The following is a 24,876-nucleotide window of genomic DNA, read 5'->3' as shown; positions in this document are numbered from 1 at the left end:
GGATGCAGTTCGCCAGCCGCAAGGCGGGACCGGCAATCTGGCGCTCGGCTCATCGTAAACCTGCGCTTGGCGGCTGTACAATCGGCTCCAAGCCCAAACTCTGGTTAGGAGCCGCCATCATGATCGAGGGCATCAGCGCCATCACTCTCGCCATCCACGACATGCACCGTGCTGTGCAGTTCTACCGCTCGCTCGGATTCGAGATCCTGCACGGCGGTGAGGCTGCACCATTCACGAGCTTTCGCGCCGGCACGGGGTATCTCAATCTGACTGTGCAGCCGGACAAGCGCTGGTCCTGGTGGGGGCGCGTCATCTTCTACGTCGCCGACGTCGACGCGCTCTACGAGCGAGCGCTGGCAGCGGGATGGCAGCCGAGCACCACGCCACGCGATGCCGAATGGGGCGAGCGCTACTTTCATCTCACTGACCTCGATGGTCACGAGCTCAGTTTTGCCCGGCCGTTGTCCTGACCGGATGAGGCTGCCGCAATGTCGCTCAGCCTTAGTCTCAGCGCACTCGGCAATGTCCGCACCGAAACGCTGCGCGCGTTTTCGGCAGCAGATATGACAAAAGATCATCGGCAGGATGCTCTGACGCTCAAGCCCGCGCGAGCGCACCGGCCGGCGCCTTCGCAGGCATGATACGGAAGGCACGACCCTCCTTCATCCACGCCGCGCGCTCGTCGCGCAGCAACGTGCGGCGAACCTTTCCGGAATCGTCGCGCGGCGGCGTGCTGACGATCTCGAAACTCTCGGGATGCTTGTAGCGGCTGAGCTTGTCTTTCAGGAAGTCCGCCATGCCATCCGCAATCGCCTGACCGTCCGCGTTCGCCTCCGGCTCGATGATGGCGTGCACACGCTGGCCCAATTCCGGATCTGGCAAGCCCACCACCACGCAGGACCGCACGCCGGGACATTCGGAAACGGCGGCCTCGACCTCGGCGGGATAGATGTTGGCGCCACCGCGCAGCACCATGTCGGCCAAGCGGTCGCCGAGATAGAGATAGCCTTCGGCATCCAGCCTGCCGATATCGCCGAGCGATTCCCAGCCGTCGGCGCGACGCTTCGGCTCGGCGCCGAGATAGTGGTAGGTGGCGTCCTTGCCGTCATTGTTGAGGAAGTAGATCTCGCCGGTCTCCCCCGGCGCGACGTCGTTGCCGTCCTCGCCGATGATGCGGAGCTTCGCCGTCTCGCCGATCCTGCCGACCGAGCCCTTGTGCGCCAGCCACTCCGTGCCGGAGATGATGCAGGCGCCCTGCCGCTCGGTGCCGCCATAGAGCTCCCACACCCGCTCGGGCCCGAGCCAGGCGATCCAGTTCTCCTTGAGCCAGGGCGGCATCGGCGCCGCCATGTGGAACACAGTCTGCAGGCTCGACACATCGTAAGAATTACGGACGTTCTCCGGCAGTGCCCAGATCCGATGCATCATGGTCGGAACGAAATTGACCCATTGCACGCGCTCGCGCTCGATCTGCCGCAACGTCTCCTCGGCGTCGAACTTAACGAGGCCGGTGAGCTTGCCGCCGTAGAACAGCGCGTAATGCGACACGATGAACGGCGCATTGTGGTAGAGCGGGCCCGGATTGAGCAGTGAGGCGCCGAAAGGCATGTTGAGCGGCGGCGGTGTGACCGTGTCGACGACCGCAGGATTGTGGTCGAGGATCACCTTGGGACGGCCGGTCGAGCCGCCGCTGGTCATGGCCTTCCAGTAGCGCGCCACCGGCGGGTCGATCTGCTCGTCGGAAAAACCTTCCGGCACGAAATCCGCAGGCAGCCGGTTCGGCGCATTCCAGTCGGCCTCGCCGCCGACCACCAGCGCGGGCTTGAGAATCTCAAGCACGGCCGCGGCTTCGCCGCGCGGCAGCCGCCACGACAGCGAGGTCGGCGTCGCGCCGCATTTCCAGACCGCAAAGCTGGTCTCGAAGAACGCATTGCCGTTGGGCAATCCGATCGCGACGAAATCGCCGGGCTTGACGCCCTTTGCCGCAAATGCCCGCGCGCGCCGGTTGGCGCCACGCTCGAGCTGGTCCCAGGTCAGCCGATCCTGCCCATGCTGGACGGCGACGGTGCCTTCGGGTTTGCGTTGAGCGTACCAGCGCGGCACATCGGACAGGGGCAGCAGCATCAGGCGTTTCCACTTCGTCTTCTTGGCGTCGCCTCAGGATGAGGTGCCCGCGCGACGAAGTGTAACAGCAGCAGCTGGACCTTCAAAGCACAAGCATTCAAAGCGCTCGCATCAGCGCTCCGCGCCACAGCCTGGAATATCGAACAGCGCCGCAAGCCCGCATTTCGAGGTCAGCATCTTGTCGCCGTCATGGCCGACGCCGGCGACATCCCACACGCGATGATTGGGCGTGCCGTGATCGCGCTTGGCTATCGCGTCCACATAGGCGTGGCCGCGGGCGTAGCGATAGGGACCCTGCGCCTTGGCCATGCAGCTCTTGTCCAGCGCAGGATGCTCCGGATTGGTGTCCAGGGTGCCGAGCAGGTAGATCACCTCACGGTCGACATAGCGCTGCTCAAGCGCGGCCGGCGTCGCATCGGCAAGGTAGGGCGGACGCTCGTCCATGCCGTATTTCCAATTATTGTAGCCCGAGCAGGATGCGGCGATGGCAGGCACCGGCCGCTCCGCGCTGAAATACGCATAGGACGAGGGGTTGGCGACGACGTAGCGGACGTCGATGTGCTGACGCGACAGCATCGCCTCGCCCTTGCCGGCAATGGCATAACGCTGCGCGACCTGGCCGCCGCCGGAATGACCGGCGACCACGACCTGCTTCAGGTTCGGGAAGATGCGCCGGTCGGAGAGCTTTGCCAGGATCGCGTCGAGCGCCTCGAAGGAGGACACCGGGTTCGGAGCAAGCGCGCCATCGCCGCCTTCCCAACCTTCCAATGACCAGCGCAGCGTATCCGCGGGCAGCTTGTGCGCCTCGATATCGATCTCAGCCAAAAACTGCGGGACGATCATCAGCGCGCTCTTGCCATCGTCCCCTGCCGCGACCTGCGCGGTATGCGCTGACATATAATATTCGTCGGCATTACGCAGGCGTCCGTGCAGCACGATGATTGCGCGCGAGATCGCCGGCAGCGGTATCGACCAGTCGCTGGAGAGATAGAGCGGTAACATCCCCTGGCCGCCGACCGCCAGCCGCGCATCGGCAACAACCTTCACGGGCTTGCGGTTCGGTGCATCCTCGTCGGCGGCGAGCGCGCGGCCACAAGCCAGCGACAATGCGATTGCGGCGAAACAGCTCAGCGCTCTCATGATGAACATTTCCCTTCCAGCTCGAACCGATAAAACTCTAAGCGCATCATGTGCCGCACGGCTGTGACTCCCGCGCCACGTCAAGCAAAAAATGTCAGCAACCCAGCCGTGAATTTCCCGGGTTCCACGGGTGACAAGGCGGCGATAATGGAGCAAAAATCAGGCCCGACTCAGTTTGGGTTGAGTTTTACAGGGAACGCTCTCGTAGAATGTCGGACCTAGTTGTATCGCGTCGTGCGGCGCTGTTTGTCGTTGCCGCAGCAGGATTTTTCCTGCTGATCGCGTCGCATGCCCACGCGCAATGGTGGAAGCGCGCGCCGGTTGACTTCGAGGAATGCGCCGACGCTGCCGAAAAATCCGCGACCAAGGCCGAGAAGACCGCAGCGCTTGCCGACTGCAACGCAAAATTCGCCGGCCGGCGCAAGGCGGGCGGCGGCTACACCTATTACGACTTCCTCCAGGACCGCACCTTCGACATCGCCGGGCCGAACCCGACGCCGGAGGAGCAGAAGAAGATCGACGAATCCTACACCGCCTATCTCGCCAATCAGCGCCGCAGCAATGAAGCGGCCCAGGCCACGGCACGGCAGCAGCGCGAGCAGCAGGAACAACAGGTGCAGCAGCTTCAGCAGGTCGCACTGCGAACCGAGGCCGAGCGCGTGCCCGTGCCCGTGGAACGGCCGAAGGTGCTGCGACAGAAGGGCGCGCCCTGCACCAAGGGATCGTTCTCCTGCGAATGGCCGCGGCTGTCGGAAAGCCTGAGCGATCTGAAGAGGCTGTTCAGCCCGACGCCGAGCAAGCCGGCGAAGAAGGGCTGAGGCACAGCCGTCATTGCGAGCGGAGCGAAGCAATCCAGAGTCTTTCCGCGGAGGCAGCCTGGATTGCTTCGCTGCGCTCGCAACGACGACGTTGATACAGTCGCGAGCTATCCTGGCACCGTTATCCCGGTTAAGGCTGAGGATGCCGTTCCTTAATTCGTATGCTTCTTCCGGCTATGCTTGGGTGACGTAACCGGAGGAATCCCCGGAGCCTGTACTGTCGGCGGATTGCCCAACGCCGACCGGCTCTCCTTCAAGCGCGCGTCATAGCCCGGGGAATTCGTGACGGTCGGCGGCCGGGCCTCAGCAAATGTGACGGCACCGCACAGCGCGAGCCCCAACATCAGCACATACTTCATCGCGCTCCTCCATCAACCGGCACGTATCTGCTGCGGTGAGAGTCCCGGCGGGCCCTTGCCGGCGGTTTCGGCCTGCTTGATCAGCGCAACAATGCGGCGCATCAGCGGCGTATCGACATTATTCTGCTCGGCCATGGCAATGACCGCCCCCTGGAGATAGTCAATCTCGGTCTTGCGGCCCTGCTTCAGATCCTGCCACATCGAGGAGCGCGCCTCGGGATCGATCTTCATTGTCCGCCCCAGGATCGCGTTGAAGATCATGTCGGGCAATCTCAGCAAGCTCGGCGTCCAGTTCGGCGGGATTGGCGTTGCCGAGGCCGGCGTGATGCCGGCGGCCTTTAGCGCGGCCAGACCTTCCGCCATCTGGTCGGCGAACAGTCTTCGCCAGTCGCGGTTCGCCAATTGCGCAGCGAGCGGCATGTCGGACAGGGCGCTGAGCGCGTTGTTCAAGTTGATGATCAGCTTGCCCCATTGCACGCCGGCGATGTCGCGGCTTGCGCGCAAATTAAGCCCCGGCACAGACATCGCCGCAGCCGTGTTGTCCGCATCTTCACCGACATGGATGTCGCCGGAGCTCGAGCGATGGAAGCGTCCTTCCCCCATTGCCACCACATTGAACGGCACCATGCCGGCAAGCACGCGCCGGCCACCGAGCCGCTCTTGCAGCACGGCGACATTGCCGACACCGTTCTGCAACGACACGATGACGGCATCCTGAGGCGCGTGCTGCGCGATCTGGTCCGCGACCTCTGCCGTGTCGGCGCTCTTGACCGTGACCAGCACGATGCCGGCGCTGTGGAAGATTGCGGGATCTTCCGACAGCGCGAGCCGGCCCGCATCCAGCTTCTTCTCAGCACCGTCGAAATCCGTCAGCCGCAGGCCGAACTGCTCGATCTCGGTCTTCACCCGCGGCCGCACCAGCATTGCGACCCGACGGTCGGCAGCCGCCAGCTGGCCTCCGACAAAACAGCCGATGGCGCCCGCCCCGGCCACCACGATCGATCGATCCGTAACCACCTGGCCTGCTCCCTGAATGACCGGCCCTCGATAGCAGAGCTGACGCCGGCTGCCCATCGCCCGGTTGCGGCGCAATCGCCTTGTAACCGTCATGAGAGCCTCATATGTTTTGGAAAGGGGCTTGTTACCGGCAGGAGAACGCCATGGGTTTACTCGACGTCCTCAACGGCATGCAGAATGGCCCGCGCGGCCCAAGCGCGCCGAGTTCACAATCCTCATCCAGCGGCGGCATGTCGCCCATGACCATGGCGATCCTTGGTCTGCTCGCCTGGAAGACTTTCAAGCATTTGACGGCGGGCCAGCCAGGCGCAGCGCCGCAGACGGCGCCGGCCTCTATGCCACCGGTGAATGCGGGCCCGGGCGGAGGCCTGGGTGGCGCGCTTGGTGGTGCTCTTGGCGGAGGCGGCGGCCTCGGTGACGTGCTCAAGGGTGGCCTCGGCGGCCTGCTCGCGGGCGGCGCGGCCGGCAGCGTGCTGAGCGGCGGGCTTGGCGATCTCCTCAACCAGCTCCAGCAGGGCGGCCACGGCGAGACCGCGAACACCTGGGTCGGCAAGGGCGAGAACAAGCCGATTGCACCCGGCGATCTCGCCAACGCACTCGGCGCCGACCAGATCCAAAGCCTCTCCGCCCAAAGCGGCCTGTCGCGCGACGAGCTGCTCTCCGGCCTCAGCCAGTATCTGCCGCAGGTGATCGACCACCTGACGCCGGACGGACGGTTGCCGACCGAGAACGAGATCTCAGACAGAGTCTGATTTTAGTCAAACCGAGGGGAGCACTGACATGAGCATGGGCGGCATCTTGTGGATCATCGTCGTCGGCTTCATCGCCGGCCTCATCGCGCGCTGGCTGGCGCCGGGGCCGAACAACCCGTCAGGCTTCATCCTGACCACCATCCTCGGCATCGTCGGTGCGTTTCTGGCGACCTTCGTCGGCCAGGCCATCGGCCATTACAGCCCGGATCAAGGCGCCGGATTCATCATGGCCACGATCGGTGCCGTGGTGGTGCTATTCATCTGGCACCGGCTGGTGGCGAGCGGCGTGATCAAGGGGTGACGGCCTAGGCGTCAGATAGACCCACGCTGTACTCTGTCATTGCGAGGAGCCCTTGCGACGAAGCAATCCAGACTGTCCCCGCGGAGACGATCTGGATTGCTTCGCTTCGCTCGCAATGACGAGTCACGTAATCAAATGCATCCCCGCATCCATGCGCACGACCTCGCCGGTCATGTTGCTCGAGGCCGGCATCGCCAGGAAGCAGACGAGCTGGGCGATGTCCTCGGCGGATGAGGCGACCTTGAGCGGCACCTTCGCCACCACGCTGTCGCGCACCTGCTTGGCGCCGGCTTCGCCGCGGCCCTTGGTGAACCAGGGCGTGTCGATATAACCGGGGCACACCGTGTTGACGCGGATCAGCGGCGCGAGTGCGCGCGACAGCGACAGCGTCATGGTGTTGAGCGCGCCCTTGCTCGCGGCATAGGCGATCGACGAGCCAACGCCGCTGATGCCGGCGACCGACGACACGTTGACCACGGCGGACGAGCGTCCCGACGCTTTCGACCCGGCTTCCAGCAAGCTACGCGCCGCCCGCACCATCTGGAACGGGCCGATCGTGTTGACACCGTAGAGACGCTGGAAATCTTCGGCCGACAATCCGTCGAGATCGGCATGGGCGACGTGCTTGGTGGTGCCGGCGTTGTTGACGAGGATGTCGAGCCGGCCCCAGCCGCTCGCGGCCGCAACGATCTTGCGGCAATCGTCATCCTTCGAGACGTCGCCCTGCGCGACCAGAACTTCCGCGGCGCCGGCCTTGCGGCAGAGCTCTGCCGTGGCCTCGGCTTCCTTCTGGCTCGACGAATAGTTGATGACGAGCCGCGCCCCGCTCCGCGCGAGAATTTCCGCGGTCGCAGCACCGAGACCGGATGCGGACCCCGTCACGACTGCGCACAAACTGTCCTTGGCCATCCGGTATTTCCTTCCCTCTGTAAACTGCTGGAGCCCTGTTTAACGAGTTTGCCGCGCCCTGCAAATCAAGCAAACTCCGCTAAGCGGAATTAGCCCAGATTGGTTCTTGCCCCCATGCTAGCGCCGCAGATAGGCCTGCGATCAACGCTTGTCAGGGCCATGGCTTTTTCGGATCATCGGGCGCAAGAAGAGACCGCGCGCCGCACTGACCGGGCAGGACGCGCCAATGGCAAAACACGGGGAACGCTGTGGCGGAGAGTGACAATATCGTCGTCGAGACCGCGGAGAAGATCTTCGCCGATCTCGCCGATCCGCAGACCATTAACAACGACAAGAAGGATACGTGGCAGGCGCCGCTGTGGCAGGCGCTGAGCGAAGCCGGCTTGCCGTTATCCTGGGTGCCCGACGATCTCGGCGGCTCCGGCGCGAGCCTTGCCGACGGTTTTGCCTTGCTGAATGCCGCCGGCCGTTTCGCGGTCGCGGTTCCGCTGGCCGAGACGATGCTCGCGGGCTGGCTGCTGGCGCAGGCGAAGATCGCTTCGCCCGAAGGCGAGATGACGGTGCTGCCAGCCTCGCCGAAGGATCGGCTCACGATGGATGCCGACGGCGCACTCTCCGGCCGCTGCCGCGGCGTGCCGTTTGCCAAAGCGGCAAAATATCTTGCGGTGCTCGCGGATGGCAAGGACGGCGTCTCAATTGCGCTGGTCGATGCAAGCAAGGGCCGGATCGAATCCGGGCTCAATGTCGGCTACGACCATAGCGATACCGTGACGTTCGACAAGGTCCAGCCTGTCACCACCAAGGCCGCGCCGAAGGGCGTTGATCAGACCACGCTGATGCTGATGGGCGGCGTCGCGCGCAGCCTTCAGATCGCCGGTGCACTGGAATCCATGCTTGACATCTCCGTGCGCTACTCCAACGAGCGCGTCGCTTTCGAGAAGAAGATCTCGAAATTCCAGGCGGTGCAGCACAATCTCGCACGCCTCGCCGGCGAATCCGCCGCGGCGCTCGCGGCTGCAACCTCGGCCGCCGATGCGATCGCGAACGCAAAGTCGTTCGACGACGAGGTCTATCTCGAAGCCGCCTCTGCAAAGATCCGCTGCGCCGAGGCAGCAGAGAAAGGTGGCGGCATCGCGCATCAGGTGCACGGCGCGATCGGCTTCACCAACGAGCACATCCTGCACCGGTACTCGTTGCGGGCACTGGCCTGGCGCGACGATTTCGGTTCGGAGAGCCACTGGGCCGTCGAGCTCGGCAAGCTCGTCGCCAAACGCGGCGCCGATGAATTGTGGCCGCTCGTAGCGTCGCGCTGATCGGGAGACGAAACACATGACCGCTGCTCTTCGTTTCGATCCGATCCGCCTGCCCGAGAAGTGCGAGCAACTGCGCAAGGAAGTGCGGGCCTTCCTCGCCGAGGAGATCGCCGCCGGCACCTTCGATCCGCACAAGCCCAACCGCGAAGACACCGACGCGCCGGAATTCTCCCGCCGGGTGGGCGCCAAGGGTTGGCTCGGCATGACCTGGCCGAAGAAATATGGCGGCCAGGAGCGCTCCTTCCTCGAGCGTTACGTGGTGACCGAGGAGATGCGCGTCGCCAACGCCCCGACACGGCGCTTCTTCGTCGCCGACCGCCAGAGCGGGCCGGTGTTGCTGAAATACGCGCCTGAAAACATCAAGATGGATATCCTGCCGCGCATCTGCCGTGGCGAGATCTGCTTTGCGATCGGCATGAGCGAGCCGAACTCCGGCTCCGACCTGTTCGCGGCGAAGACGCGCGCGACCAGGACCGATGGCGGCTATCTCATCAACGGCACCAAGATCTGGACCTCGTCGGCGCATATCGCCGACTACATGATCGCGATCTTCCGGACCTCGCCGCCGACCAAGGAAAACCGCCGTCACGGCCTGACCCAGTTCCTGGTCAAGATGAAGCAGCCGGGCATCAAGGTGAACCCGATCGGCCAGATCACCGGCCAGTACGAGTTCAACGAGGTCGTCTTCACCGACTTCTTCGTGCCCGAGGATCACGTGCTCGGCGAGGTCGACGGCGCCTGGAAACAGGCGACTTCAGAGCTCGCCTATGAGCGTTCAGGCCCCGAGCGCTTCCTCGAGACCTATTACGTGCTGACCGAGCTGGTCCGGGCGGTCGGTCCCAATCCTGACACGCGCAGCGCCGAAGGCATCGGACGCCTCGTCGCGCAGCTCCACACCATGCGGCGCATGTCGGTGTCGGTCGCCGGCATGTTGCAGGCCGGCAAGGAGCCGGTGGTGGAGGCCTCCATCGTCAAGGACATCGGTACGGTCTGGGAGCAACAGCTTCCGCACCGCGTGCGCGACCTTGCCGCATTCGTCGAGGAGACCGCGACCAACCGCGAGACGCTGGAGCGGCAGCTCGACTTCGCGATCAAGACCGCGCCGAAACTCACCATCCAGGGCGGCACCACGGAAGTGCTGCGCGGCATCATCGCCCGCGGACTTGGTTTGCGCTAATTCAATCGAGGATCATCATGAGCACCTATAAAGATATCGGCGTCGAAAGGGTCGGGCATGTCGGCACCATCGAGATCCGCCGCCCGCCGCTCAACTTCTTTGACATCTCCCTGATCAACCAGATCGCGGATGCGCTCGACGAGTTCGATCGCGACATCGAGATCCGCGCCTCCGTTCTCTCGGCGCAAGGCAAGGCGTTCTGCGCCGGCGCGAATTTCCAGGACCCGGCGCGGCAGGCGCAGGAAGCGCGCGAAGCCGATAAGGCTGCCAAGGGCGATCCGGCCGACAGCCTCGGAGCAATCAATCATCTCTACATCCAGGCCGTGCGCATCTTCCGCGCCAAGAAGCCGATCGTCGCCGCCGTGCAGGGCGCAGCCATCGGCGGCGGCCTCGGTCTTGCGGTGTCGGCCGACTTCCGGGTCACCTGCCCCGAAGCGCGTTTCTCCGCGAATTTCACCAAGCTGGGTTTCCATCCCGGCTTCGGCCTGACGACGACGCTGCCCGAGCTGATCGGCAAGAACAACGCCGAGCTGATGTTCTACACCAGCCGCCGCGTCACCGGCGAAGAAGCCGTCAAATGGGGCCTCGCCAATGTGCTGGTGCCGCAGGACCAGGTGAAGGCGGAGGCGATGAAGCTCGCCGGCGAGATCGCCGAATGCTCCCCGCTCGGCCTGCTCTCTACCCGCGCCACGATGCGCGCCGGATTGGCCGATCGCGTCATGGCCGCGACCAATCACGAGCTCACCGAACAGACCCGCCTGCGCGCGACGGAAGATTTCAAGGAAGGCGTGAAGGCCACGGAAGAGCGGCGTGTGGCGAATTTCAGGGGGCGGTGATTGCAGCTCCGCGCTGCATCCCCGTCGTCATGAGAGCTTGTGACGGATTCCTTCGGGTCAACTGACGCGGAAGATCACGCCGCCGAGCAGAAACTCGTTCCCGGCCACTGCCAGCCCCTTTGACCTCGCGACATGGAGCACGTGCGCGGCATCGGCCACCCGAAACTCGAGCGCACTCATGATCTCGCTGGCGCCCTTGACGAAGCGGAAGGTTGCGTTGGGCAGCTTCAGCTCAGAGCCATCAGCTGCCACGCCGATGATCTTGCTCCAATGCTGCGCCAGCCCGTGTGGATCCGGGCTCTGCATCTCCACTGCCGTCAGCGCCTGCGTCACTTCCTTGCGGACGAACTTCTGCCAGTCCGGGCCTGCGGGCGGATACGTTCCAAAAATATCGTCGCTGCCTGCGGTGTGGTTGAACTCGATGAAGGCGGCGCGGCAGTCGCGGGGGTGGAGCTGGACGCCGTGATAGGGCGCGTGGTCGATGACGTTGGCGGTGCGGACGCCAAGCGCATTGGCATTCCGGCCGCGCTCGTCCGGGTCGTTGCAGCAGAAGATCGCCATGTAGCCGCCGCGCCCCCCGGTCTTCTCGATAAAGCGGCCGGCCGTGGTGCCGTCCTTGAAGGGTGCGACCACCTCGAGCATGATCGTGTCGACCGGGAGCAATGCATTTTCCAGGCCGTATTTGGCGACATTGCCGTCGCGGTAGCAGACGGCGAGGCCCATGGTCTCGGCGATATCAGAGATGACAGGCGCGAGCTGCGGCGCGACCAGACAAATCTGCCGCAGCCGCATATAGGGCGCCATCGTCATGCGCCCCTGAAGGCCGGCTTGCGCTTCTCGACGAAAGCCTTCGCGGCCTCCTTGTGATCGTCGGTGTCGCTGCAGCGGGTGTGATGGATGGCTTCACCGTCGAAGCAATCTTCCAGCGGCAGATGCTCGGCATTGTTGATGTTGCGCTTGATGTAGCCGAGCGCGATCGACGGCCCCTGCGCCAGCGACAGCGCCAGCTCGTGCGCGGCAGCATCAATCTCTGCATCGGGCACGACCTTCGTCACCATGCCGATCGCATGCGCTTCCTTCGCCGTCAGCACGGGCGAGGTCAGATAGAGTTCGCGTGCCCGCGCGCTGCCGAGCAGCTGGGTGAGAAAATAGGTGCCGCCGTAATCACCGGAGAAGCCGACCTTGGCGAAGGCCGTGGTGATCTTGCAGGATTCGGAGGCAACGCGGAGATCGCACGACAGCGCCATCGAAAGACCGGCTCCGGCTGCCGCGCCATCGAGCTGCGCCACCACCGGCTTCGGCATCTGATGCAGGATGCGCGAAACCTCCATGCCGCGACGCAGATTCGCCATCTTCACTTCGAACGGCAGCGGCGCGCGGCCGGCCGCCATCGACTTGACGTCGCCGCCGACGCAGAACGAGCCGCCGGCGCCCTTGAACAGCACCGCGCGCACCTCCGGATCGTCGGCGGCGCGCCGCGCCGCCTCGACCAGACCGGCGACCATCTCGGGATTGAGCGCGTTCTTCCGCTCGGGACGATTCATGGTGATCGTGAGCAGTCCGCCTTCGAGCTTTTGCAGGACCATGTCGTTCATGGGACGTCTCCCTTGTTGTTGTTAGGTTCTGTCATTCCGGGGCGCGCCACTCGGTGCGAGCCCGGAATCCATCGATCAACCGTCACTGCGGCCAGATGGATCCCGGGTTCGCTTCGCGCCCCGGGATGACGCTTCGCGTCATTTCTTCACCAGCGGGCAGCGCGATTGCTCCAGCGACTGGAACGCCTCGCTGCCGGGCACCGTGGCGACCAGCTTGTAGTCGTCCCAGCGGCCCTTGGACTCCGACGGCTTCTTCACCTCGAACAGGTACATGTCATGGATCATGCGGCCGTCCTCGCGGATCTTGCCGTTCTTGGCGAAGAAGTCGTTGATCGGCGTATCCTTCATCACCTTGATGACCGCGGCCGAATCCGTGGTGCCGGCCGCCTTCACCGCCTTCAGATAATGCATGACGGAGGAATAGACGCCGGCTTGCGCCGAGGTCGGCATCCGCTTGGTGCGCTCCATGAAGCGTTTCGACCACGCGCGGGTCTCATCGTTGAGATCCCAGTAGAAGGCTTCGGCCAGCAGCAGGCCCTGCGCGGTCTCGAGACCGATCGAGTCGATGTCGGAGACGAAAGCGAGCAGCGGTGAGACCTTCTGGCCGCCCTTGGTGATGCCGAACTCGGCGGCCTGCTTGATGGCGTTGACGGTGTCGCCGCCGGCGTTCGCTAGCCCGATCACCTTGGCTTTCGAGGCCTGCGCCTGCAGCAGGAACGACGAAAAGTCCGACGTGTTGAGCGGATGGCGCACGCTGCCGAGCACCTTGCCGCCGGTCTTGGTCACGACTGCGCTAGTGTCCTTCTCCAGGTCCTGGCCGAAGGCATAGTCGGCGGTGAGGAAGAACCAGGTGTCGAGGCCCGACTTCACGGCCGCAAGGCCGGTCACGTTGGCCTGGCCGTAGGTGTCGAATACATAGTGGATGGTGTAGGGACCGCAGGCCTCGTTGGTGAGACGGATCGAGCCCGGGCCGTTGAACATGATGATCTTGTTGCGCGCCTTCGCGATCTCGCCGGCGGCAAGTGCGGTCGCAGACGCCGCGACGTCGTAGATCATTTCGACGCCCTGATTATCGAGCATGTCGCGGGCGAGGTTGGCGGACAGGTCGGCCTTGTTGAGATGGTCGGCCGCGATCACCTGGACTTTGCGCCCCAGCACCTCGCCGCCGAAATCTTCCACCGCCATCTTGGCTGCGGTCTCGCTGCCGGGGCCGGTGATGTCGGCATAGAGGCTCGACATGTCGAGGATGCCGCCGATCTTCAAGGGTGGCTTGTCCTGGGCCTGCGCAACAGTCGCGCTGAGAGCCAAGGCGGCGGCAAAAATGCCGGACAAAATATGCTTCATTGAAAAGGACCTCCCTTGATCGCCTGACTCTTGAATGGCGGCTTGATTATTGCTGTTGGCAAACGCTGTTGCCGCAATCATGCCGCACGCGCAAGAGCGCAGCAAGCAGAAGCGCGATGCGGGTCTTTCGACGGGCCTCATGTTTTCCGCAAAGCGGAATGGTGACATATGGATAAATATCTCCACGTCATTGCGAGCGCAGCGAAGCAATCCAGAATCCCTCCGTGGAAAGACTTTGGATTGCTTCGCTGCGCTCGCAATGACGGAGTGTGAGGAAGCCTCTTCGCGCCACGCAGCGCTTGAGTTAATATTGACACGTAACGCAACCTCTCCGGGTCTCGTGACGCAACGGCTTCGCCTCATCGTCGCATTTGTTCTCGCCGCAGGTCACACTGCGTTCGCGGCGCCGTGCCAATTCGAAACACAGGGCGAAGGCCGCGTCGTTGGAATCGTCGATGCGCGCAGTGTGCGTCTCGACGACGGCCGTGAGGTGCGCCTCACCGGGATCGAGCCCACTGCGTCGACCAGGCAGGCGCTGACCTCGTTGCTTGCCGGCCGCGACGTGACGCTGCGCGGCACGGACGACACACCCGACCGCTACGGTCGCCAGGGCGCGCTGCTGTTCATCGGCGAAAGCGACACCTCGGTACAGGCGATGCTGCTCGCCCAAGGCGACGCCCTCGTCTCGGCCGAGATCGCGGACAAGGAGTGCGCCACCGCGCTGATGTCGTCAGAGGCCGAGGCGAGGCGCCAAAAAAAGGGCAACTGGGCTGACCCGTCGGCCATAAAAAACGCGGAAAGTCCGGACGATATTTTGGCCGGGAAAGGGCGCTTTGTGGTGGTCGAGGGCAAAGTCCTGTCGGTCCGGCAAGCTGGGGCAATGACCTACCTCAACTTCGGACGGAACTGGACACACGGCTTTGCCGCGACTATTTCAAAGCGCATGGTGCCGGCGTTCGAAAGCGCTGGAACGACGCTTAAGTCCCTGGAAAATAGGTACATTCGCGTCAGGGGCTGGGTTGAGGGGACTGCGGGGCCGCGTATCGACGTGCTCCGGGTGGGACAGGTCGAGTTGCTGGGCGCAAGCGAGCCGATTGGGGTAAGGCCCTGACCAGGGGCCAGGCACGGGTTAGCGACGTGAATGGGGTGCTAGAACAGCACAAAAAGGGCGAAGGACGCCGCCTTCGGGCTGCGCCGGCCGCGCTTTGCCTCGTTCTGGGCACGGCTCTCGCCGGCTGCGGCGATATGGGCCGGTTCCAGACCGCAGCGGCGCCGGCGACCATCGCGTTGCCCAAGCCGAAGCCGGCTGTCGCCCAGACCCCCGCCACCGAGAAAGAGCACGAGCGCATCCTGGCGAGCTATGGCGGGGCCTATGACGACCCCAGGCTCGAATCACTGGTCAGCAAGACCGTCGACCGGCTCGTCGCGGCATCCGACCGCCCTGACCAGGGCTACAAGGTCACCATCCTCAATTCCGGCGCGGTGAACGCTTTCGCGCTGCCGAACGGCCAACTCTATGTCACCCGCGGGCTGCTCGCGCTGGCCAGTGACACCTCCGAATTGTCCTCCGTGCTCAGCCACGAGATGGCGCATGTGCTGTCGAAGCACGCCGCGATGCGCGAGGACCAGGCGCGCCAGGCCGCCATCGTCACCCGCGTCGTCACCGACATGAGCACCGATCCCGATCTCACCGCGCTCGCGCTCGCCAAGACCAAGCTCACCATGGCGAGCTTTTCGCGCAATCAGGAATTCGAGGCCGACGGCATCGGCGTCGGCATTTCCGCCAAGGCACATTTCGACCCGTATGGTGCCGCACGCTTCCTCTCCGCGATGGAGCGCAATGCCGAGCTGAAGGCCGGCAAGAGCTCGCTCGATCCGCGCGCGCAGGATTTCACCTCATCGCATCCGGCCACGCCCGAGCGGGTGCAGAATGCGCAGACCATTGCTCGTCAATATGTCGCCCCAGAAGGTGGCGAGCGCGACCGCGAGAGCTATCTCGCCGCGATCGACAACCTCGTCTATGGCGAGGACCCCAGCGAAGGCTTTGTCCGCGGCCGGCGTTTCCTGCATCCAAAACTCGGCTTCACCTTCCAGGCGCCGGACAATTTCACGCTCGACAACACTGCGCAGGCCGTGATTGGCGTACGCGAGGGCGGCTCGCAGGCGATGCGCTTCGACGTCGTGCGCGTGCCGGCCGAGCAGTCACTGGGCGACTACCTCAATTCCGGCTGGATGGAGGGCGTCGAGAAGGCGTCCACCGAGGACATCACCATCAACGGTTTTCCGGCCGCGTCTGCCACCGCCAAGGGCGACCAGTGGCAGTTCAAGGTCTATGCGCTGCGCTTCGGCAGCGACGTCTATCGCTTCATCTTCGCCACGCGGCAGAAGTCGACCGAGAGCGATCGCAATGCGCGCGAGACCGTCAATTCGTTCCGCCGCCTGACCCTCGAGGAGATCCAGGCCGCCCGTCCGCTGCGCATCAAGGTCATCACCGTGCAGCCCGGCGACACCGTGGAATCACTGTCTCACCGCATGGCCGGCGTCGATCACCCGGCCGAACGATTTCGTGTGCTGAACGGCCTCGATCGCACCGCGCAGGTGAAGGTGCGTGACCGCGTGAAGATCGTGACGGATTGAGGCGCGCCGAGCTGCCGTAGGTGGGTGCCCCACCACTTCTGCGGCAGTGGAGGAGGGATGGTGGGCACGGCGCAAGGGCGCCTTTGCCCACCTACAAAAGCTCTTGTAGCTGCTGTTTGTACTTAGCCGCCCGCGTCCATGTCACCCACCTCGCGCTGGCCGCTGAGCCAGAGCGCGAGCAGGGTCCAGAACGCGCCGGAGAGCAGATAGGCACCCGAGGCGATGACGCCGAAATTGGTGGCGAGCAGCAGCGCGACCAGCGGAGCGAATCCGGCGCCGAACAGCCAGGCCATGTCCGAGGTCAGCGCGGACGCCGTGTAGCGGTACATCTGCTTGAAGTTCGAGGCGATCGCGCCCGACGACTGACCGAAGGAGAGGCCGAGCAGGATGAAGCCGATCACCATGTAGATGGTCTCGCCGAACGCGCCGGCGTCGAGCAGCTGCGGGGCGAAGCCACTGTAGATCGCGATCGCGATCGCCGATCCCATCAGCAGCGACTTGCGGCCGACCCGGTCGGCGATGACGCCGGAGGCCACGATCGCGGCGACGCCGAACACGGCGGCGACGATCTCGATGATCAGAAATCGCACCGGGCTTTCGCGGGTGAACAGGAACACCCAGGACAGCGGAAACACCGTGACCATGTGGAACAGTGCGAAGCTCGCGAGCGGCGCGAACGCACCGAGCATGATGTTGTGGCCTTCGCGGGCAACCGTGTCGGAGATGCGCGAGGGCTGCAATTCGCGGGTTTCGAACAAAGATGCGTATTCCTCGGTCGTCACCATGCGCAGGCGCGCGAACAGCGCCACGACGTTGATGGCGAAGGCGACGAAGAACGGATAGCGCCAGCCCCAGTCGAAGAAATCGTCGGCCGAGAGGTTACCTGCGAAATAGGCGAACAGCGCGCTCGCCACGATCAGCCCGAGCGGTGCGCCGAGTTGCGGCACCATCGCGTACCAGCCGCGCTTGGAGGCCGGCGCGTTCAGCGCCAGCAGCGAGGCCATACCGTCCCAGGCACCGCCCCACGCCAGACCCTGCGCGATACGCGCTAGTGCCAGCAGCCAGATCGCGGCGACGCCGATGTCGTGATAGCCAGGCAGGAACGCGAGCGCCACGGTGGCGGTGCCGAGCAGGAACAGTGCCGAGACCAGCTTGGCCGTCTTGCCGTACTCCCGGTCGACCGTCATGAAAATCACGGTTCCGACCGGCCGGGCGATGAAGGCCAGCGCGAAAATCATGAAGGAATAGAGGGTGCCGGTCAGCTCGCTCGTGAACGGGAACACCAGGCGCGGAAACACGATCACCGAGGCGATCGCGTAGACGAAGAAGTCAAAGAATTCCGAGGTGCGGCCGATGATGACGCCGATGGCGATCTCGCCAGGACTGGCCAGGTCGTGGCCGTGCTCGCCCGAGTGGAGGTCTGCCATTGCGGGGGTCTGTGCCGTCGCCATGCGTGCGCCCTTAACGTCCTGAAAACCAAAGCCGACCGCCCGGCGGAACGCCAGCCAATCTTGCCTTGTTTGGCCCAACATCCCGCACTGCAACATTGGACAAATTGTCCAATGTCCGGATTGCTGCGCCGCAGCTACCCATTGGCCCCGCAAAGGAAACTCATTCTCAAAGGCTCGGCCCGTGTCCCGTTTCAAGATCCTGGCGCTGCTACCCCTGGCAGTTGCGCTAAGCGGCTGCAACTACGTCGTGCTAGCGCCAGCCGGCGATATCGCGGCGCAACAGCGCGACCTCGTCATTATCTCCACCGTCCTGATGCTCCTGATCGTCGTCCCCGTGATGGCGCTGACGGTGCTGTTCGCCTGGCGCTACCGCCAGTCCAACAGCTCGGCCCGCTACGAGCCGGATTGGGACCACTCGACCAAGCTCGAGCTGGTGATCTGGTCGGCGCCGCTGCTGATCATCGTCTGCTTGGGCGCGCTGACCTGGATGGGCACGCATCTGCTCGACCCCTATCGCAACATCGGGCGCATCCATGCAGAACGCCCACTGGATCAGTCCAAGGCTCCGCTCGAAGTCGATGTCGTCGCGCTCGACTGGAAGTGGCTCTTTATCTACCCCGATTACGGCATCGCCACCGTCAACGATCTGGCCGCGCCGGTGGATCGCCCGATCAACTTCCACATCACCGCCTCTTCGGTGATGAACTCGTTCTACATCCCCGCACTCGCCGGACAGATCTACGCGATGCCGGGCATGGAGACGTCGCTCCACGCCGTGATCAACCACGCCGGTACCTACAAAGGTTTCTCGGCGAACTATAGCGGCGCTGGCTTCTCCGGCATGCACTTCAACTTCCACGGCCTCGACGACAAAGGCTTTGACGCCTGGATCGCCCAGGCCAAATCGGCCGGCGGCTCGCTCGGCCGCGCCGAATATCTCCAGCTCGAGAAACCGAGCGAGAACGAGCCGGTGCGCCGCTACGGCACGGTCGATGCCGATCTCTACCGCCTGATCCTCAACATGTGCGTCGAGACCGGCAAGATGTGCCAGAGCGAAATGATGGCGATCGATGCCAAGGGCGGTCTCGGCCATGAAGGCGTGAACAACACCCTGCCGCTGGCCTACGACAAGTACGCCCGCCGCGGCACTGTGCTCGGGCCCGAGCCGACCTTCGTCGCCGGCACCTGCACGCCGGATGCGCCGCAAGGCCAGACCACGGCCGCGATCAAGGCGCCGCTGGATACCGCGCCGCTCCTAGGTGCCGGCCTGAAGCGGCCGACCTTCGCGCCGCTGAAGTCCTCGTCCTTCTTCCTCGGACAACGTCCCAAGTCAGACTCCTGACGTCAGACTCCTAAAGAGAGCTCGCATGTCTCCTGATCTTCTCAAGCTCATCTTCGGCCGTCTCGGCCTCGATTCGCTACCGCTGCACGAGCCGATCCTGGTCGCTACCTTCGTGATGGTCGCGCTTGGCGGCGGCGCGCTGTTCGCCGGCGTCACCTATTTCCGCCTCTGGGGCTATCTGTGGCGCGAGTGGTTCACCACTGTCGACCACAAGCGCATCGGCATCATGTACATGATCCTCGGCATCGTGATGCTGCTGCGTGGCTTCGCCGACGCGCTGATGATGCGCGCCCAGCAGGCGCTCGCGTTCGGCGGCTCCGATGGCTTCCTCCCCGCCCATCACTACGATCAGGTCTTCACCGCCCACGGCGTGATCATGATCTTCTTCGTGGCGATGCCGCTGGTGACGGGCCTGATGAACTACGTCGTGCCGCTGCAGATCGGCGCGCGCGACGTGTCGTTCCCGTTCCTCAACAATTTCAGCTTCTGGATGACGGTCGGCGGCGCGGTGCTGGTGATGGCTTCGCTGTTCATCGGCGAATTCGCCCGCACCGGCTGGCTCGCCTATCCGCCGCTGTCGAACATCGGCTACAGTCCTGATGTCGGCGTCGACTATTACATCTGGGCGCTGCAGGTCGCCGGCGTCGGCACGACATTATCCGGCATCAACCTGATCTGCACCATCGTCAAGCTGCGCTGCCCCGGCATGACCATGATGAAGATGCCTGTGTTCACCTGGACTGCGCTCTGCACCAACATCCTGATCGTCGCCTCCTTCCCCGTCCTGACCGTCGTGCTCGCGCTGCTCTCGCTCGATCGCTACGTCGGCACCAACTTCTTCACGAACGATTTCGGCGGCAGCCCGATGATGTACGTGAACCTGATCTGGATCTGGGGCCATCCCGAGGTCTACATCCTGGTTCTCCCCGCCTTCGGCATCTTCTCGGAAGTGACCTCGACCTTCTCCGGCAAGCGGCTGTTCGGCTACACCTCGATGGTCTACGCCACGGTCGTCATCACCATCCTGTCCTACCTGGTCTGGCTGCACCACTTCTTCACGATGGGGTCGGGCGCCAGCGTCAACTCGTTCTTCGGCATCACCACGATGATCATCTCGATCCCGACGGGCGCGAAGATGTTCAACTGGCTGTTCACGATGTATCGCGGCCGCATCCGCTTCGAGCTGCCGATGCTGTGGACGATCGCCTTCATGCTGACCTTCGTGCTCGGCGGCATGACCGGCGTTCTGCTCGCAGTCCCCCCGGCCGACTTCGTCCTGCACAACAGCCTGTTCCTGATCGCGCATTTCCACAACGTGATCATCGGTGGCGTGGTGTTCGGCGCATTCGCCGGCATCAACTACTGGTTCCCGAAGGCGTTCGGCTTCAAGCTCGATCCGTTCTGGGGCAAGCTGTCGTTCTGGTTCTGGGTCACCGGCTTCTACATGGCCTTCATGCCGCTCTATGTGCTCGGCCTGATGGGCGTGACCCGCCGCCTGCGCGTGTTCGACGATCCCTCGCTCCAGATCTGGTTCGTCATCGCCGCGATCGGCGCCGGCCTTGTCTTCCTCGGTATCCTCAGCATGCTGATGCAGTTCGCGGTCTCCTTCCTCAGGCGGGAGCAGCTCAAGGACGTCACCGGCGATCCCTGGGACGCCCGCACGCTGGAATGGGCGACATCTTCGCCGCCGCCGGACTACAACTTCGCCTTCACCCCCGTCGTTCACGACAACGACGCCTGGTGGGACATGAAGAGGCGCGGTTACCAGCGTCCGCTCACCGGGTTCAAGCCGATCCACATGCCCAGCGGCACCGGCACCGGCATCATCCTCGCCGGCTTCGCCACCGCGATGGGATTCGGCCTGATCTGGTACATCTGGTGGCTGGCGGCCGCGAGCTTCATCGCGATGCTCGCCGTCGGGATCGGTCACACCTTCAACTATCACCGCGACTTCGACATTCCGGCTGACGACGTCATCCGGACCGAGGATGCGCGCACCAAGCTGCTCGCCGGAGTCAAGTAAATGACTGTCGCTGTCAATCCCACGCAAACCGGCGAGCCGGTCTTCTACCTCGCCGACGAACATCCGCATCCGGAAGGCTACAGCACCTCGCTCGGCTTCTGGATCTACCTGATGAGCGACTGCCTCATCTTCGCGATGCTGTTCGCCGCCTTCGGCGTACTCGGCGCCAACTACGCCGCCGGGCCTGCGCCGAAGGACCTGTTCGACCTCAACCTGGTCGCGGTGAACACCTCGATGCTGCTGCTGTCGTCGATCACCTATGGTTTTGCGATGCTGACGATGCAGCAGAACAAGATCGCCCAGACGCAGATGTGGCTCCTGATCACCGGCCTGTTCGGCGTCGCTTTCATCAGCATCGAGCTCACCGAGTTCGCCCACATGATCCATGAAGGCGCCACGCCGCAGCGCAGCGCCTTCCTGTCCGCCTTCTTCACCCTTGTCGGCACCCACGGCCTCCACGTCTCCTGCGGCCTGATCTGGCTGGTGACCCTGATGGTGCAGGTCTGGCGTTTCGGCCTGATCGAGGCCAACCGCCGTCGCCTGATGTGCCTGTCGATGTTCTGGCACTTCCTCGACGTGGTCTGGATCGGCGTCTTCACCTTCGTCTATCTCCTGGGAGTTCTGCGATGAACACCGACACCCACGCCGCCCACGCGCACGACCATCACCACGACGACGGCCACGCCCATGGCACGTTCTCGACCTACATGCTCGGCTTCGTGCTCTCGGTGGTGCTCACGGCGATCCCGTTCTGGCTGGTGATGAGCGGGACGCTGCCGAGCAAGCAGATCACCGCGCTGGTCATCATGGCCTTCGCCGTCGTGCAGATCGTCGTGCACATGATCTACTTCCTGCACATGAGCCCCAAGTCCGAGAACGGCTGGAGCATGATGGCACTGATATTCACCATCGTGATGGTGGTGATCGCGCTGTCCGGCTCGCTGTGGGTGATGAACCACCTCAACAGCAACATGATGCCGATGCACGAGATGACGGGAATGAAGTGAGCGATCCCGTGAGACCCGAGGATAACGAACCGCGCAGCGCCGCGGGGGCTGCGCGTCCGTCCCTATGGCTCACGATTCCCTCGCTCTCCGCCTTCGTTGTTCTGATCGCCCTTGGCGTCTGGCAGGTCGAGCGCCGTGCCTGGAAGCTCGCGCTGATCGACCGCGTCGAGCAGCGCGTTCATGCCGCGGCTCAGCCGATCCCCGCGCGCGCAGCCTGGCTGGCGATCACCGCCGCAGGCGACGAATACCGGCACGTCAACCTCTCCGGCCGCTTCCTGCACGACCGCGAGACCCTGGTTCAGGCAGTCACCGAGGACGGCCCTGGCTATTGGGTGCTGACGCCGCTCCAGCGCAGCGACGGCACGCTTGTGCTGATCAACCGCGGCTTCGTGCCATCCGAGCGGCGCGACGCATCGACGCGCCAGGGCGGCAATCCGGACGGCCAGGTCGAAATCACCGGTCTCTTGCGCATCACGGAGCCGAAAGGCGGTTTTCTCAGGGACAACGTGCCCCAGCACAACCGCTGGTACTCGCGGGATGTCGCCGCGATCGCGGCCGCGCGCGACCTCCAGAACGTTGCGCCGTTCTTCGTCGATGCCGACGCCGGATCACAATCCGGCAGCGGTCCAATCGGCGGATTGACCGTGGTCCGCTTTCCCAATAACCACCTGATCTACGCGCTGACGTGGTTTGCCCTGGCTTTCATGCTGGCCGGTAGACTTCTCGTCACATTCGGCGGCGGGCTGTTCCGCCGCAAACGCTTCGTCCACGAAACGGCCGGCGGGTCGGATGCCTCCGCCCGCAGGACGGGATCAGATGCTGGAACGATCGTCGAACCGACCTGACGACGGGAACACTTACGGCGAGCTGGCGGTCACGCTGCAATCGCAGGCGGACGCGCGCAGCGAGCTGATCGGCGCGGCCCCCACTGACGACGAGACCAACCGCAAGAACATGGCGCTGCTGATCCAGCTGCGCTGGACCGCGGTGGTCGGCCAGATCGTCACCATCGGCGGCGTGCATTTCTGGCTCGGCATTCCGCTGCCCCTCACCCGCATGGGCGCGGTGATCGGCGCGCTGGTGCTGCTCAATGTCTCGAGCCTGGTCTGGGTGCGCCATCGCGCCGCGATCACGAACAACGAGCTCTTGGTCGCGCTGATGCTGGATGTCGCCGCGCTGACCGCGCAACTCTATCTCAGCGGCGGCGCCACCAATCCCTTCACCTCGCTGTTCCTGCTTCAGGTCACGCTCGGCGCGGTGCTGCTCGATGCCCGCTCGACCTGGTCGCTGGTGGCGCTGAGCTGCGCGAGCTTCGTGTGGCTGACGATGGGCTACCGGCCGCTCGACCTGCCGCCGAATCCGCTGAGCGAGACCTATACGCTCACCGTCACCGGCATGCTGCTGGGCTTCATCCTCAACGCCGTATTGCTGGTCGTGTTCGTCACCCGCATCAACAGGAATTTGCGCGAGCGCGACGCGCATCTGGCGGCGCTGCGCCAGCACGCCGCCGAGCAGGATCACATCGTCCGCATGGGCCTGCTCGCCTCCGGTGCAGCGCATGAGCTCGGCACGCCGCTCGCCTCGCTCTCGGTCATCCTCAGCGACTGGCGCCGCATGCCGAATCTCGCCGCCGATCAGGAGCTCGCCGAGGACCTCACGGAGATGGAAACCTCGCTGCAACGCTGCAAGACGATCGTGACGGGCATTCTCGTGTCGGCCGGCGAAGCCCGCGGCGAGGGATCCTCGCCGACGACGGTGACCGCCTTCGTCACCGCACTGGTCGAAGAATGGCGCGACGCCCGCTCGGCGCGCACACTGTATTTCGTCAATACCTTTGGCGAGGACGTCGCGATCGTCTCGGACATCGCGCTGAAGCAGGTGATCTTCAACGTCCTCGACAACGCCTATGAAATCTCGCGCGGGTGGGTGGAGCTGCTCGCCGAACGCGAGGGCGATAATCTGGTGCTCTCGATCAGCGACCGCGGCCCGGGCTTCGCGCCTGAAATGCTGGCACAGCTCGGAAAGCCCTACCAGTCGAGCAAGGGCCGCGCAGGCGGCGGGCTCGGCCTGTTCCTGGTGGTCAACGTGGTGCGCAAGCTGGGTGGCAGCGTGACCGCCGAGAACCACCGGAAGCGCGGCGCCACCGTGCGCCTGACGCTGCCGCTCGCCACGCTCGCGATCGGAGGCAGCTTTGACGCCTGACCGTTCGCTCATCGTCGTCGAGGACGACGATGGTTTTGCGCGCACGCTGAAGCGCTCATTCGAGCGCCGCGGCTACGAGGTCGTGCTCGCCGCCTCGATCGAGGAGGTCCGGAACGTTCTGTCGGACCGATCCTTCGGCTATGCCGTGGTCGACCTCAAGCTCGGCGGCGCCTCCGGCCTTGCCTGTGTCGAGCTGCTGCATACCCACGACGAGGAGATGCTGATCGTGGTGCTGACAGGCTTCGCCAGCATCTCGACCGCCGTCGAGGCCATCAAGCTCGGCGCTTGCCACTATCTCGCAAAACCCTCCAACACCGACGACATCGAGGCCGCCTTCAACAAGGCCGCAGGTAACGCTGACGTCGCGCTGGACGTGCGGCCGACCTCGATCAAGACGCTCGAATGGGAGCGCATCCACCAGACGCTGATCGAGACGGACTTCAATATCTCGGAGGCCGCGAGAAGGCTGGGCATGCACCGGCGCACGCTGGCACGAAAGCTCGAGAAGCGGCCGGTGAAATGAGCCGAC

24 protein-coding genes are annotated in these 24,876 nt (G+C 64.3%); 16 read left to right on the top strand and 8 right to left on the bottom strand.

The genetic code is table 11. The features are described from left to right. Positions 1-119: 119 nt before the first annotated feature. Entirely contained in the window at positions 120-470 is a 351-nt protein-coding gene (locus ABIC09_RS00930) for a VOC family protein (protein ID WP_354036409.1), read from the top strand. Positions 471-597: 127 nt separating this feature from the next. Here ABIC09_RS00930 and ABIC09_RS00925 read toward each other — a convergent pair whose 3' ends face one another. Together ABIC09_RS00925 and ABIC09_RS00920 are read right to left on the bottom strand one after the other, a co-directional pair. Next, the gene (locus tag ABIC09_RS00925; RefSeq protein WP_354108124.1) at positions 598-2,124 is read right to left on the bottom strand and encodes an AMP-binding protein; all 1,527 of its coding nucleotides are present in this window, start codon (positions 2,122-2,124) and stop codon (positions 598-600) included. Between the two features lie 111 nt (positions 2,125-2,235). Beyond that, positions 2,236-3,264, bottom strand: coding sequence for an alpha/beta hydrolase (locus ABIC09_RS00920; RefSeq protein WP_354036435.1), 1,029 nt, complete (start codon positions 3,262-3,264; stop codon positions 2,236-2,238). A 209-nt stretch (positions 3,265-3,473) separates the two neighbouring features. On the opposite strand from ABIC09_RS00920, the gene ABIC09_RS00915 reads away from it, so the two are divergent. Beyond that, a complete protein-coding gene (locus ABIC09_RS00915) occupies positions 3,474-4,082 on the top strand; it encodes a hypothetical protein (protein ID WP_354108123.1) in 609 nt (202 codons plus the stop codon). A gap of 371 nt (positions 4,083-4,453) precedes the next feature. On the opposite strand, the gene ABIC09_RS00910 is transcribed toward ABIC09_RS00915, so the two are convergent. After that, positions 4,454-5,458 (bottom strand): 2-dehydropantoate 2-reductase, encoded by a 1,005-nt coding sequence (locus tag ABIC09_RS00910; RefSeq protein ID WP_354108122.1) that lies wholly within the window; start codon positions 5,456-5,458, stop codon positions 4,454-4,456. Between the two features lie 143 nt (positions 5,459-5,601). On the opposite strand from ABIC09_RS00910, the gene ABIC09_RS00905 reads away from it, so the two are divergent. Both ABIC09_RS00905 and ABIC09_RS00900 read left to right on the top strand, forming a co-directional pair. Then, positions 5,602-6,210 (top strand): YidB family protein, encoded by a 609-nt coding sequence (locus tag ABIC09_RS00905; protein WP_148751906.1) that lies wholly within the window; start codon positions 5,602-5,604, stop codon positions 6,208-6,210. A 28-nt stretch (positions 6,211-6,238) separates the two neighbouring features. Then, positions 6,239-6,511 carry a GlsB/YeaQ/YmgE family stress response membrane protein gene (locus tag ABIC09_RS00900; protein WP_187434924.1) on the top strand — a complete coding sequence of 91 codons (273 nt, stop codon included), beginning with the start codon at positions 6,239-6,241 and terminating at the stop codon, positions 6,509-6,511. A gap of 123 nt (positions 6,512-6,634) precedes the next feature. Here the strand turns inward: ABIC09_RS00900 and ABIC09_RS00895 are convergent, their stop codons facing one another. After that, positions 6,635-7,420 carry an SDR family NAD(P)-dependent oxidoreductase gene (locus ABIC09_RS00895; protein ID WP_354108121.1) on the bottom strand — a complete coding sequence of 262 codons (786 nt, stop codon included), beginning with the start codon at positions 7,418-7,420 and terminating at the stop codon, positions 6,635-6,637. Positions 7,421-7,668: 248 nt separating this feature from the next. Between ABIC09_RS00895 and ABIC09_RS00890 the strand changes: the two genes are divergently transcribed. From ABIC09_RS00890 to ABIC09_RS00880, 3 genes are read left to right on the top strand one after another with little or no spacing between them, the layout of a single operon-like run. Next, complete coding sequence (locus ABIC09_RS00890; protein WP_354108120.1) at positions 7,669-8,733, top strand: acyl-CoA dehydrogenase family protein; 1,065 nt, start codon at positions 7,669-7,671, stop codon at positions 8,731-8,733. A 16-nt stretch (positions 8,734-8,749) separates the two neighbouring features. Further along, positions 8,750-9,910, top strand: coding sequence for an acyl-CoA dehydrogenase family protein (locus tag ABIC09_RS00885; protein WP_354108119.1), 1,161 nt, complete (start codon positions 8,750-8,752; stop codon positions 9,908-9,910). A 17-nt stretch (positions 9,911-9,927) separates the two neighbouring features. Then, entirely contained in the window at positions 9,928-10,746 is an 819-nt protein-coding gene (locus tag ABIC09_RS00880; RefSeq protein ID WP_148751910.1) for an enoyl-CoA hydratase/isomerase family protein, read from the top strand. Positions 10,747-10,803: 57 nt separating this feature from the next. On the opposite strand, the gene ABIC09_RS00875 is transcribed toward ABIC09_RS00880, so the two are convergent. The 3 genes from ABIC09_RS00875 to ABIC09_RS00865 form a co-directional block, all read right to left on the bottom strand. Beyond that, positions 10,804-11,550 carry a VOC family protein gene (locus ABIC09_RS00875; protein ID WP_354108118.1) on the bottom strand — a complete coding sequence of 249 codons (747 nt, stop codon included), beginning with the start codon at positions 11,548-11,550 and terminating at the stop codon, positions 10,804-10,806. A 2-nt stretch (positions 11,551-11,552) separates the two neighbouring features. Beyond that, on the bottom strand, positions 11,553-12,341 hold the full coding sequence (locus ABIC09_RS00870) for an enoyl-CoA hydratase (RefSeq protein ID WP_148751912.1): 789 nt from the start codon (positions 12,339-12,341) through the stop codon (positions 11,553-11,555). 138 nt (positions 12,342-12,479) lie between these two features. After that, positions 12,480-13,685 (bottom strand): ABC transporter substrate-binding protein, encoded by a 1,206-nt coding sequence (locus tag ABIC09_RS00865; protein WP_148751913.1) that lies wholly within the window; start codon positions 13,683-13,685, stop codon positions 12,480-12,482. Positions 13,686-13,944: 259 nt separating this feature from the next. On the opposite strand from ABIC09_RS00865, the gene ABIC09_RS00860 reads away from it, so the two are divergent. Continuing rightward, a complete protein-coding gene (locus ABIC09_RS00860) occupies positions 13,945-14,796 on the top strand; it encodes a thermonuclease family protein (protein ID WP_148751971.1) in 852 nt (283 codons plus the stop codon). 26 nt (positions 14,797-14,822) lie between these two features. Beyond that, positions 14,823-16,322, top strand: a complete 1,500-nt coding sequence (locus ABIC09_RS00855) for a M48 family metalloprotease (protein ID WP_488226223.1) — start codon at positions 14,823-14,825, stop codon at positions 16,320-16,322. A gap of 122 nt (positions 16,323-16,444) precedes the next feature. Here the strand turns inward: ABIC09_RS00855 and ABIC09_RS00850 are convergent, their stop codons facing one another. Continuing rightward, positions 16,445-17,773, bottom strand: a complete 1,329-nt coding sequence (locus ABIC09_RS00850) for an MFS transporter (protein WP_148751914.1) — start codon at positions 17,771-17,773, stop codon at positions 16,445-16,447. Between the two features lie 181 nt (positions 17,774-17,954). Here ABIC09_RS00850 and cyoA point away from each other — a divergent pair, with 181 nt between their 5' ends. The 7 genes from cyoA to ABIC09_RS00815 are packed head-to-tail and all read left to right on the top strand — an operon-like array spanning position 17,955 to position 24,870. After that, the gene (gene cyoA, locus ABIC09_RS00845; RefSeq protein ID WP_354108117.1) at positions 17,955-19,115 is read left to right on the top strand and encodes a ubiquinol oxidase subunit II; all 1,161 of its coding nucleotides are present in this window, start codon (positions 17,955-17,957) and stop codon (positions 19,113-19,115) included. Between the two features lie 25 nt (positions 19,116-19,140). Continuing rightward, positions 19,141-21,138, top strand: a complete 1,998-nt coding sequence (gene cyoB / locus ABIC09_RS00840; protein WP_354036419.1) for a cytochrome o ubiquinol oxidase subunit I — start codon at positions 19,141-19,143, stop codon at positions 21,136-21,138. Next, positions 21,139-21,768, top strand: coding sequence for a cytochrome o ubiquinol oxidase subunit III (gene cyoC, locus ABIC09_RS00835; protein WP_200470509.1), 630 nt, complete (start codon positions 21,139-21,141; stop codon positions 21,766-21,768). Further along, entirely contained in the window at positions 21,765-22,145 is a 381-nt protein-coding gene (cyoD, locus tag ABIC09_RS00830) for a cytochrome o ubiquinol oxidase subunit IV (protein WP_148751918.1), read from the top strand. Before cyoC ends, cyoD begins: the two co-directional genes overlap by 4 nt. Positions 22,146-22,153: 8 nt before the next feature. Next, a complete protein-coding gene (locus tag ABIC09_RS00825) occupies positions 22,154-22,990 on the top strand; it encodes an SURF1 family protein (protein WP_354085992.1) in 837 nt (278 codons plus the stop codon). Next, a complete protein-coding gene (locus ABIC09_RS00820) occupies positions 22,962-24,347 on the top strand; it encodes an ATP-binding protein (protein WP_354108116.1) in 1,386 nt (461 codons plus the stop codon). Before ABIC09_RS00825 ends, ABIC09_RS00820 begins: the two co-directional genes overlap by 29 nt. Further along, positions 24,337-24,870, top strand: coding sequence for a response regulator transcription factor (locus ABIC09_RS00815; protein WP_354108115.1), 534 nt, complete (start codon positions 24,337-24,339; stop codon positions 24,868-24,870). The genes ABIC09_RS00820 and ABIC09_RS00815 overlap by 11 nt, the downstream gene beginning before the upstream one ends. Positions 24,871-24,876: the final 6 nt, after the last annotated feature.

Origin of the sequence: Bradyrhizobium sp. S3.12.5 (genome assembly GCF_040548225.1) — a bacterium.
GTDB lineage: Bacteria > Pseudomonadota > Alphaproteobacteria > Rhizobiales > Xanthobacteraceae > Bradyrhizobium > Bradyrhizobium cytisi.
Note: the sequence above shows the minus strand (reverse complement) of the source record. Positions and strands in the feature narration are given on the sequence as shown.

Coding starts and splice junctions, on each gene's coding strand:
- ABIC09_RS00885 (WP_354108119.1), top strand. CDS start 8,750: ATGACCGCTGCTCTTCGTTTCGATCCGATCCGCCTGCCCGAGAAGTGC.
- ABIC09_RS00895 (WP_354108121.1), bottom strand. CDS start 7,420: ATGGCCAAGGACAGTTTGTGCGCAGTCGTGACGGGGTCCGCATCCGGT.
- ABIC09_RS00930 (WP_354036409.1), top strand. CDS start 120: ATGATCGAGGGCATCAGCGCCATCACTCTCGCCATCCACGACATGCAC.
- ABIC09_RS00865 (WP_148751913.1), bottom strand. CDS start 13,685: ATGAAGCATATTTTGTCCGGCATTTTTGCCGCCGCCTTGGCTCTCAGC.
- cyoC (WP_200470509.1), top strand. CDS start 21,139: ATGACTGTCGCTGTCAATCCCACGCAAACCGGCGAGCCGGTCTTCTAC.
- ABIC09_RS00850 (WP_148751914.1), bottom strand. CDS start 17,773: ATGGCGACGGCACAGACCCCCGCAATGGCAGACCTCCACTCGGGCGAG.
- cyoD (WP_148751918.1), top strand. CDS start 21,765: ATGAACACCGACACCCACGCCGCCCACGCGCACGACCATCACCACGAC.
- ABIC09_RS00870 (WP_148751912.1), bottom strand. CDS start 12,341: ATGAACGACATGGTCCTGCAAAAGCTCGAAGGCGGACTGCTCACGATC.
- ABIC09_RS00925 (WP_354108124.1), bottom strand. CDS start 2,124: ATGCTGCTGCCCCTGTCCGATGTGCCGCGCTGGTACGCTCAACGCAAA.
- ABIC09_RS00860 (WP_148751971.1), top strand. CDS start 13,945: ATGACGGAGTGTGAGGAAGCCTCTTCGCGCCACGCAGCGCTTGAGTTA.
- cyoB (WP_354036419.1), top strand. CDS start 19,141: ATGTCTCCTGATCTTCTCAAGCTCATCTTCGGCCGTCTCGGCCTCGAT.
- ABIC09_RS00875 (WP_354108118.1), bottom strand. CDS start 11,550: ATGGCGCCCTATATGCGGCTGCGGCAGATTTGTCTGGTCGCGCCGCAG.
- ABIC09_RS00900 (WP_187434924.1), top strand. CDS start 6,239: ATGAGCATGGGCGGCATCTTGTGGATCATCGTCGTCGGCTTCATCGCC.
- ABIC09_RS00920 (WP_354036435.1), bottom strand. CDS start 3,264: ATGAGAGCGCTGAGCTGTTTCGCCGCAATCGCATTGTCGCTGGCTTGT.
- ABIC09_RS00880 (WP_148751910.1), top strand. CDS start 9,928: ATGAGCACCTATAAAGATATCGGCGTCGAAAGGGTCGGGCATGTCGGC.
- ABIC09_RS00820 (WP_354108116.1), top strand. CDS start 22,962: ATGCTGGAACGATCGTCGAACCGACCTGACGACGGGAACACTTACGGC.
- ABIC09_RS00915 (WP_354108123.1), top strand. CDS start 3,474: ATGTCGGACCTAGTTGTATCGCGTCGTGCGGCGCTGTTTGTCGTTGCC.
- ABIC09_RS00905 (WP_148751906.1), top strand. CDS start 5,602: ATGGGTTTACTCGACGTCCTCAACGGCATGCAGAATGGCCCGCGCGGC.